Genomic DNA, 6,513 nt, shown 5'->3' with positions numbered 1-6,513 from the left:
GCGGCGGGTTTGCTTGCGTTTGCCTGCGTACTCAACGTCGGAAAAGCTCATTTGGCTCATGGGCGGCTCGGATCAGGTGGTCAGGCGATTTTCGCATATTTGAGACTTGTTCGGAGGTTCCCTAAGCCTCATCAATTTTGAACAATATTCGCTGAAATGTGTACCAACGCATTGGAAAGAGAGTCACTAATCAGAAACTACGGGCATCAGCCCGCCTTGGCCGCCATCGCTGTGACTTCCACGCGCATGCCCTCAACCGCCAACGATGCCACGCCCACGGCTGCGCGCACTGGCCACGGTTTTTTGAAGAAGAGTTTGTACACTTCATTGAATGCCGCACGATCTGCCATGTCGGTCAGGTAGATGGTCAGGTGCAGGACCCGATCCATTGAGCTGCCGGCTCGCTCCAATGCGTCTTTCAGAGCCCGCAGGGTGCATTCGCTTTGTTCGGTGATGCCGCCCAGTTCCAGGCTGCCGTCGGCGCGGGTCGGGATCTGGGTGCTGACCAACAGGCCGTTGAAGTCGGCGACGTCGGAGGAGATGGAGTCCGCATCAGGGTCGGGGGTGAAGGTGATGTCTGCGTTTGCCATGGGCTCTCTGCTTTGCCAGGGACGGAAAACGGCAAGCCTACGCGAGCGAAAGGTACGGGTCGAGCCGCAGGCTTTGTCGCAGAAAGTTGAAATGCGCGGCGTTGCTCTACAGAATCGCGCCCGGACCCGGCCATGCTGCCGGACGCTTGTGCTGAAAGGGGTTGCCGTTGAACGAACAGAGATTGTCCATGCGCCTTGAGCGTGTGGCGACGCGCGTGCCCGCCGGTGCGCGACTGGCCGATATCGGCTCGGATCACGGCTACCTGCCGGTGGCGCTGCTGAACCGTGGCGCCATCTCGGCGGCGGTGGCTGGCGAGGTAGCGTTGACGCCGTTCTACGCGGCCCAACGCACCGTGCGCGAGAACGATCTGGATCAGCAGATCAGCGTGCGTCTGGCCGATGGTTTGGCGGCGATAGAACCGGCTGACGGGATCACTGCGATCAGCCTCTGTGGCATGGGCGGCGAGACGATCCGCGACATTCTTGAAAGCGGCAAGGCGCGGCTGAGCGGTCAGGAGCGGCTGATTCTGCAACCCAACGGTGGCGAGCAGCCGTTGCGCGTGTGGCTGATGGAGCATGACTACCGCATTCTTGACGAGGAAGTGCTGCGGGAAAACCGTTTCGACTACGAAATAATCGTCGCCGAACGGAGCGGACCGGTGACCTACACCGCCGAACAGCTGTATTTCGGCCCCCTACAGATGCAGACGCGCAGCCCGGCTTTTTTGCTCAAGTGGCAGCGCCTGCTGAGCAAAAAACACAAGGCCCTGAGCAACTTCGCCCGCGCACAGAAGGCTGTGCCTGAAGAAAAGATGCAGGACATTGCACAGCAGATCAGTTGGATTACCGCGTTGCTGAATTAAACAGTTGCTGGCCTGAAAATCGAACTCACGCCCCCACCGGCTCTCAAAACCGCATGATCGATGCCAAGCGTCAATCCGCCTGCGCATTCCACACCCTCGTCAACGGGAGAAACATGACCATGTATTCAGACGCACTTTCCTGGGGCCACGGGCCTCGCCTGTTCGAAGTCTTCCTTGAGCCGACCTGCCCTTTTTCCGTGAAAGCGTTCTTCAAACTCGATGATCTGCTGGCGCAGGCCGGGGAAGACCACGTCACGGTCAGAATCCGTCTGCAATCCCAGCCTTGGCATATGTTTTCCGGCGTTATCGTGCGCTGTATTCTGGCCGCGGCGATACTGGAAGGCGGCAAGGAAAGCGCCAAAGCGGTGATGACAGCGGTTGCCTCGCACCGTGAGGAGTTCGAGTTCGAACACCACGCGGGCGGGCCGAATCTCGATGCGACGCCCAACGACATCATCGCGCGCATTGAGCGTTACAGCGGCCTCGCACTGACTGAAGCGTTCGCCAATCCCGAGCTTGAGCAAGCAGTGAAGTGGCACACCAAATATGCCCGACAGAACGGCATACACGTCTCGCCGACCTTCATGATCGACGGCCTCGTGCAGCCCGGCATGAGCAGTGGCGATCCGGTGTCGAAGTGGGTGTCGGATATCGGCTGAAACAGGGTGCTCAGAGCACCTGCTCAATCTGCTGATTAATCCACTCGTGGCTGCGCGCAAGTACCTTGCGCGCCAACGCCGTCGGGAAGTGAATGAAACCGTGTGGGGACTCGGGCAGAAGGTGCATTTCAACTTCTGCCGAGTTTTGCCAGCGAGCGGCCATTTCCAGCGTGTCGTCCAGCAGCGGGTCAAGCTCGCCGACAAACATCAGGGCGGGCGGCAGATCGGTCAGGTCGCCATACAGGGGCGATAACGGCGGCTCGCGGCGCTTCTCGTCGGTTCTGTCCGGGGCGAGCAAGCGCATTGCGCCGACCATCCCCGGGCCGTCGAGCACCAGCGTCTCCGGGCCTGCGGTACGAACGCTTTTTGTCCCTGTCAGGTCGTACACGCCGTAATACAGAACTGTGCCAACTACGCGCTTGAGCAAGTCGGGCCTGGCTTTCAATTTGAGCAAAGTGGCTGCGGCAAGATGCCCGCCGGCGGACTCACCGACGACAATAACCGGCAGGCCGGCAAACTCCTTACAGTCGCTACCCAGCAGCCAGCATGCGGCAGAAAAGCAGTCATCCATCAGCCCTTCGACGGGGGTCGAAAGGGCCAATCTGTAATCAACGGACACGACCGCCACGTTGCACGCGTTAACGATGCCGATGTTGAGGTCATCGTTCATCTGGGCGTTACCGATCACCCAACCGCCACCGTGAATATCAAACACCACGCCTTTGAGTTTGCCTTTGGGCCTTATGATTCGCACTGAAACGGGAACGTTATCGGTGCTGACGATGGCTTTTTCAATCCGCAGGTCATGTTTGACCGGTTTCAACGCGCTGCCAATCTGAGCAGCGCGCAACAACGCCTGTATCAACCGGGGCGTGACGCGATTGCGAATCTGGAAACGCGGCAGCCGGGCGAGGGTTTTATTAAACCGTCGGACTTCTACCAACTCCTGCTCACTGGAAGGCCAAAGCTTTTTGATGTCCAATTTCTGCTCTCTAGTCAGGCTTACGTATGCAAAAGCGAGCACAGCGCTCGCTTTCGCTTATACCTGAGAGGCTATCAATCGTAGAACGGTTCAACGGACGCACGGCTGCCCACAAAAAAACTGTCCGCGACCAGCCTGAGCGGTTGCACGTCCAGATCGCTGGCGTTGGTATTGATCAGCTGTTGAAAGTGCCGATACACCGCTGCATATTCGCCTTCCTCCGATACTGCCTGACGCACGCCGTCGATGCTCAACAGTGCGCCGCCGTTGTCCAGCCGCAAGGTGCCTTCGGCGCAACGGACCTCGATACTCCAGAGCTCATCATGACCGTGATCGAAGTCGAACTCTGCGCGGATATCGAGTTGCTGCGTATCGGACATCTTGATAGAAGCAGCGATTGGCGACTGGCAGTTGCTGGGCACGCGCAGTTCGGCAGACTCGACGAACAGGGGCCGCGGCAGCAAATGGGTGACGATTGACAGGGCATTGATGCCTGGATCGAAAACACCCAGACCGCCAGGCTGCCAGATCCACGCCTGCCCGGGGTGCCACTTGCGCACGTCTTCTTTCCAGTCAATCTGTACGCTGTGCAGAGTGCGGGTGGACAGCCAGTCACGCGCGGCCTGGATGCCGGGCGCATAACGCGAGTGCCAGGCAAACAAACCGCTGACGCCCTGCTCTGCTGTTTGCTGCACCAAGGCCATTGCTTCGCCCAATGTGGCGCAGGGCGGCTTTTCCACCAGCACATGCTTGCCTGCGGCCAGCGCCTGCTGCACAAGCGCAAATCGACCTTGCGGCGGCGTGCAGAACGCAATGGCGTCAACGTGCAGCCCGCTCTCAAGCAATTCGCCTAAAGACTTGAAGTTCTCAACGCCTGCGCACGGCTGGCCTTGCGTAGCGACAGCCACCAGTTGAAAGGCGGGGTTGGCGTGGATCGCCGGGACGTGCTGATCCTGGGCAATCTTGCCGTAGCCCACCAGCCCGAGACGAATCGGTTGCATACATGACTCCTGAGTTTTTGTAATTATCGTCAGCACAGTAAACCAGATGTTAATCGTGGTCGGTAAGGGGCATCAGCGAGGCGTGGTTGTTTTCGGTCAGTGACCGCCTGATGGCAGCATTGAAGCCGTTGCGCGTTTGTCTCTAGACTGGGCGCACACCCAAATGGAAAAGGGCACGTTCTTGAACAAGAAACAACGCGACGAGATCAGCAAGCTGCTCAGCTACGTTCTGCGCCACGCACCTGAATCAATGGGCCTGAGCCTGGACCGCGACGGCTGGTGCGAGGTCGATGATCTGGTCCGCAAGGCAAACGCGAACGGCCACAGTTTCGACCGCAATGCGCTGGAAGAAGTGGTCGAGACCAACGAGAAGAAGCGTTTCACGCTGTCCGAAGACGGCCAGCGCATTCGTGCAGCGCAGGGCCACAGCACCGGGCTGGTTCAGGTGCAGCACATCGAAAAGGAACCGCCAGCCAGGCTCTACCACGGCACCGCCAGCCGCTTCATGGCATCCATCGAAACCCAGGGGCTGATCGCCGGCAGTCGGCATCATGTTCACTTGACGGATGATCCCGAGACCGCACTGAGCGTTGGAAAACGTTACGGGCAACCCGTGTTGTTGGCCGTTGATGCGAAGGGGATGTTTGAGGCAGGGGTACGGTTTTTTCAGGCAGACAATGGGGTTTGGTTGGTAGCGGGGGTGCCGGTTGAGTGGCTGACCAAAGTCGCAGATACCGTTTCGTAGATACCCCTGTGCAAGAGCAGACAGGTCGGCGCGTCGCTTGTGTGGGAGCGGACTTGTCCGCGAAGGCTTTGGCAGGGGCGACAACCTTCCGCGAATGTACCGTGCTTTTCGCGGACAAGTCCGCTCCCACGGGAAACCCGATCCACCTGAGGTCAAGCGAAGCGTCGCCCGGTCCACTCCCGCCAGAAGTCAGAGAAATGGGCTTATATCTTCAGGACTTGTGTATAACGCTGAGCGCTTACCCGCGACACGAGCATCAACCGCAGAACCACCCCATCACTCAATAGTCTTAGCCTTGCAGCCATTGCCTTGTATAGTTGCTCTCTTCATCTCAGGAGCTTTCCATGCGCATTCCTTCTCGCTTGATCGGTGGCGTTCTGGTCGCCACGTTGCTGACTCAGATTTCTGCCTGCGGCAGTATTTTCTATCCGGACCGTCGGGGTCAGATTGACGGCAAGGTTGATCCGGCGATTGCGGCGCTGGATGCTTTCGCGCTGTTGTTCTATATCGTTCCCGGTGTGATCGCGTTTGCGGTGGACTTCGCGACGGGTGCGATTTATTACGGGCCTGGCGAGCATGCGCAGATTGATCCGCAGAAGCTGCAAAAAGCCCTCAAGGCTGACGGCAGTGTCGACAACATCAAGCTGCAAGCCATCATCGAAACAGAGCTGGGCCGTTCCCTGCCATTGAACGACCCGCGTCTGATTCAGCACAAAGGCAGCGTGGAGCAACTGGCAACACTGGGTCTGATCCCGGCAGCCTGACAATAAGGAAGCGTCATGAACACCACTGCCGAACATTCCCGCCTGCTGCGTCTGGCGACACGGGCTTCGCTGGCGGTTGCCGTGACGCTGATTCTTGCCAAGGGCGTGGCCTGGTGGCTGAGCGGTTCGGTCAGTCTGCTGGCCGGGCTGACGGACTCGTTGCTCGATGGCGCAGCCTCGTTCCTTAATCTGCTGGCGGTGCATTACGCGCTGCGCCCTGCCGACGATGATCATCGTTATGGTCACGGCAAGGCGGAAGCCCTGTCAGGCATGGCGCAGGCCCTGTTTATCACCGTCAGTGGCGTGCTGATTGCCGTTCAGGCAGTCGAGCGCATCCAGAACCCGGAGCCACTCGGCGCGCCGTTGCTGGGCATGGTGGTGATGGTGATTTCCATCGCGCTGACGCTCGCGCTGCTCAGCCTGCAATACCGGGTGATCAAGGCGACCGGCTCTGCGGCCATCCGTGCTGACTCGCTGCATTACCGCTCTGACCTGCTGCTCAACGCCAGTATTCTGGTGGCCCTGACCCTGGCGTATTTCGGCTGGCAGCAGCTGGACGCCTATTTTGGCCTGGGCATCGCGCTGTACATACTCTGGAGCGCGCTGCAGATTGCCCGCGAAACGGTGTCAGTGCTGATGGACGAAGAGCTGCCCGCCGATGTCAGCACGCGCATGCTGGAACTGGCGCGCAGTGTGCCGGGCGTGCTCGGGGCGCATGATCTGCGCACACGCATTTCCGGTAATCACTGGTTTGTGCAATTGCACCTGGAACTGCCGGGAACGCTGACCCTGTCAGTGGCGCACGCGCTCTGCGATCAGGCCGCCGACGCTATTCACCAACACTTCCCGAAGGCCGAAGTGCTGGTGCACGCCGACCCTCAGGAAGTGGTCAGACAGGCAAACGCCTGA

The 6,513-nt window shown here is 59.4% G+C and carries 8 protein-coding genes; 5 read left to right on the top strand and 3 right to left on the bottom strand.

What is annotated here, in order from left to right; all coding sequences use genetic code 11:
* Positions 1 to 206 precede the first annotated feature (206 nt).
* Entirely contained in the window at positions 207 to 590 is a 384-nt protein-coding gene (locus tag DW49_RS0125205; protein WP_005620631.1) for a RidA family protein, read from the bottom strand.
* A gap of 167 nt (positions 591 to 757) precedes the next feature.
* On the opposite strand from DW49_RS0125205, the gene DW49_RS0125195 reads away from it, so the two are divergent.
* Both DW49_RS0125195 and DW49_RS0125190 read left to right on the top strand, forming a co-directional pair.
* Positions 758 to 1,453 (top strand): tRNA (adenine(22)-N(1))-methyltransferase, encoded by a 696-nt coding sequence (locus DW49_RS0125195; protein WP_024420989.1) that lies wholly within the window; start codon positions 758 to 760, stop codon positions 1,451 to 1,453.
* A gap of 119 nt (positions 1,454 to 1,572) precedes the next feature.
* The gene (locus DW49_RS0125190) at positions 1,573 to 2,112 is read left to right on the top strand and encodes a DsbA family protein (RefSeq protein WP_024420990.1); all 540 of its coding nucleotides are present in this window, start codon (positions 1,573 to 1,575) and stop codon (positions 2,110 to 2,112) included.
* A gap of 10 nt (positions 2,113 to 2,122) precedes the next feature.
* Here the strand turns inward: DW49_RS0125190 and DW49_RS0125185 are convergent, their stop codons facing one another.
* Positions 2,123 to 3,094, bottom strand: coding sequence for an alpha/beta hydrolase (locus tag DW49_RS0125185; protein WP_024421526.1), 972 nt, complete (start codon positions 3,092 to 3,094; stop codon positions 2,123 to 2,125).
* A 74-nt stretch (positions 3,095 to 3,168) separates the two neighbouring features.
* On the bottom strand, positions 3,169 to 4,095 hold the full coding sequence (locus DW49_RS0125180) for a Gfo/Idh/MocA family protein (RefSeq protein ID WP_005620634.1): 927 nt from the start codon (positions 4,093 to 4,095) through the stop codon (positions 3,169 to 3,171).
* A 181-nt stretch (positions 4,096 to 4,276) separates the two neighbouring features.
* Between DW49_RS0125180 and DW49_RS0125175 the strand changes: the two genes are divergently transcribed.
* The 3 genes from DW49_RS0125175 (at position 4,277) to DW49_RS0125165 (ending at position 6,513) form a co-directional block, all read left to right on the top strand.
* Entirely contained in the window at positions 4,277 to 4,840 is a 564-nt protein-coding gene (locus tag DW49_RS0125175; protein ID WP_081591675.1) for an RNA 2'-phosphotransferase, read from the top strand.
* A 344-nt stretch (positions 4,841 to 5,184) separates the two neighbouring features.
* Positions 5,185 to 5,604 carry a hypothetical protein gene (locus DW49_RS0125170; protein WP_003376614.1) on the top strand — a complete coding sequence of 140 codons (420 nt, stop codon included), beginning with the start codon at positions 5,185 to 5,187 and terminating at the stop codon, positions 5,602 to 5,604.
* A gap of 15 nt (positions 5,605 to 5,619) precedes the next feature.
* The gene (locus tag DW49_RS0125165) at positions 5,620 to 6,513 is read left to right on the top strand and encodes a cation diffusion facilitator family transporter (protein WP_005620636.1); all 894 of its coding nucleotides are present in this window, start codon (positions 5,620 to 5,622) and stop codon (positions 6,511 to 6,513) included.

This window comes from Pseudomonas avellanae BPIC 631 (genome assembly GCF_000444135.1).
GTDB lineage: Bacteria > Pseudomonadota > Gammaproteobacteria > Pseudomonadales > Pseudomonadaceae > Aquipseudomonas > Aquipseudomonas avellanae.
Note: the sequence above shows the minus strand (reverse complement) of the source record. Positions and strands in the feature narration are given on the sequence as shown.

Coding starts and splice junctions, on each gene's coding strand:
- DW49_RS0125205 (WP_005620631.1), bottom strand. CDS start 590: ATGGCAAACGCAGACATCACCTTCACCCCCGACCCTGATGCGGACTCC.
- DW49_RS0125190 (WP_024420990.1), top strand. CDS start 1,573: ATGTATTCAGACGCACTTTCCTGGGGCCACGGGCCTCGCCTGTTCGAA.
- DW49_RS0125180 (WP_005620634.1), bottom strand. CDS start 4,095: ATGCAACCGATTCGTCTCGGGCTGGTGGGCTACGGCAAGATTGCCCAG.
- DW49_RS0125170 (WP_003376614.1), top strand. CDS start 5,185: ATGCGCATTCCTTCTCGCTTGATCGGTGGCGTTCTGGTCGCCACGTTG.
- DW49_RS0125165 (WP_005620636.1), top strand. CDS start 5,620: ATGAACACCACTGCCGAACATTCCCGCCTGCTGCGTCTGGCGACACGG.